Consider the following 2,061-nt stretch of genomic DNA (forward strand, 5'->3'; position numbering starts at 1 on the left):
CGGCGCCGCGGCGGGAGCCCCCGGGCCACCCCATCCCTGCTCGGGTTGGACGTGCCCGTACTGGCCCTGTCCGTACTGGCCCTGCCCGTACTGATGGTGTCCGTGCCCGCCCGCGCCCGGACCCGAGGCCCACTCGTCGCCGGGCCGGGGATCACCGGTTCCCCGATCGTTCTCGTTCTCCATGGGGATCATGGTTCCTCACCGCGCTGTGTGCCCGCTGAGACCACCGGTGCCGCCTCCGGATGGTTCAGGGACGGTTCAGCTCGGGGGACGGTCGCTTCCGGGGATGGTCATGCGCACCTCGGTGCCCCCGCCGTCCGCGTCGTGGATCTCGACGGTCCCCCCGTGCCTGGTGACCACCTGACGGACGATCGCCAGCCCGAGCCCGGAACCCGGCATCGCGCGCGCCTCCCGCGAACGGTGGAACCGCTCGAAGACCAGCTCCTTGTCCGCTTCGGGGATCCCAGGCCCCTGGTCGGCGACGGTCAACTCCACCACCGACTCCGACACCGGGTTCATCCGAACCGTCACCGTTCCCCCGGTGGGGCTCCACTTGGCCGCGTTGTCGCAGATGTTCAGGACCGCACGCTCGATCCCCGCACTGTCACCGAACGAGTACCAGGGCGCCAGCTCCACGTCGAAGTGCACGTCGTGACGTCGCCGTCGGACCCGCTCGAGGGCCCGCTCCACCGCCTCCGACACCGCGACCGGTTCCAGTTCGACGTCCCCGGAATCCTCGCGGGCGAGTTCGACCAGGTCCCCGACGAGCTGGGTGAGTTCAGAGATCTGACCGACCACGTCGACCTCGAGCGCCCCCCTGTCGGCGTCCGGGATGGTCGGCGCCCCCGGCCTGCTCGCGGCGATCAACAGTTCCACGTTCGTGCGCAGGCTGGTCAGGGGCGTCTTGAGCTCGTGACCGGCGTCGGCCACGAGCCTCGATTGTCGCTCCCTGCTCTCCCCCAGCGCGACGAGCATCTGGTTGAAACTCGCGGTGAGTCGAGCGATCTCGTCATCCCCCGCGACCGGGATGGGCCGCAGGTCATCGGTCCGTGCGATCCTCTCCACCGCCCGGGTCAACCGGGCGACCGGGGCCAGACCCGTGCGCCCGACCGCCGTCCCGGCCACCGCCGCCAGCGCGATGCCGGCCGCGCCCACCAGGGTCAGGACTATCGCAAGGCGGTTCAGCGCCGCCCTGGTGGGGCTCAGATCCTGCGCGAGGATGAGGGTCGAGCCGTCCCGGACCCCCACGGCATAGATCTGCTTTCCCCCGGCCGTCCGCAGGCTCGAGTCGGTCTCGCCCCGCACCACCGCGATCTCCGGGCCACCGATCTGGAACGGTTCGCCGGCGGCTGTCCGCACACCGGAGGGGGCGACGATCTGAGCGTCCAGGTTGGGGTTGAAGGCCCTCAGCGCGATGAGGGTGCTGCGTGACTGCAGTGCGAACTCCGAGGCAAGCTGACTGTTGACGAGCTGATCCGCCTGTTGCTGGAGCCGGTTGTTGACCTCGCTGTACATGGACCCGGACACGACGAAGTACGCCGCGACGGCCATCAACGCCACCGCGACGCCCACCGAACTCGCCGCCAACAGGGTGACCCGCTGGTGCAGGGAGATCGGCGTGGAGGACCACCCCACCGTGCGGGCTGGCACTACGGCGTCTCGCGCAACACGTACCCCACGCCCCGCACGGTGTGGATCAGCCGGCTCTCCCCCTCGCCCTCGGTCTTGCGGCGCAGGTATCCGATGTAGACCTCGAGCGCGTTCCCCGAGGTGGGGAAGTCATAACCCCACACCTCCTCGAGGATGTGACTCCGGGTGAGGACCCGGCGGGGATGGTGCAGGAGCAGTTCGAGCAGCGAGAACTCGGTGCGCGTCAACTGGATCCGGCGGTCGCCCCGGCTGACCTCACGCGTCGCCAGGTCCATCCGCAGGTCCTCGAACTCCAGCACCTCGTCGACGTCCTCGGCCTCGGGGCCCCGACGGCGGAGCAGCGCCCGGAGCCGGGCCAGGAGTTCTTCCAGGGCGAAAGGCTTGGGCAGGTAGTCGTCGGCGCCCGCGTCC

General features: G+C 70.2%; 2 protein-coding genes and 1 pseudogene. All 3 read right to left on the reverse strand.

Annotated features, from left to right (window positions below; all coding sequences use genetic code 11):
• Positions 1-183 (reverse strand): annotated as a pseudogene (locus G6026_RS11800) (serine protease); the annotation flags it as partial.
• A 75-nt stretch (positions 184-258) separates the two neighbouring features.
• Positions 259-1,650 carry a HAMP domain-containing sensor histidine kinase gene (locus tag G6026_RS11805; protein ID WP_107756971.1) on the reverse strand — a complete coding sequence of 464 codons (1,392 nt, stop codon included), beginning with the start codon at positions 1,648-1,650 and terminating at the stop codon, positions 259-261.
• Positions 1,650-2,061: response regulator transcription factor (locus G6026_RS11810; RefSeq protein ID WP_182613294.1), on the reverse strand; the 412-nt coding region annotated here is incomplete at its 5' end. The genes G6026_RS11805 and G6026_RS11810, both read right to left, overlap by 1 nt.

It is taken from the genome of Dietzia sp. DQ11-38-2, assembly GCF_014145055.1.
Classification (GTDB): domain Bacteria; phylum Actinomycetota; class Actinomycetes; order Mycobacteriales; family Mycobacteriaceae; genus Dietzia.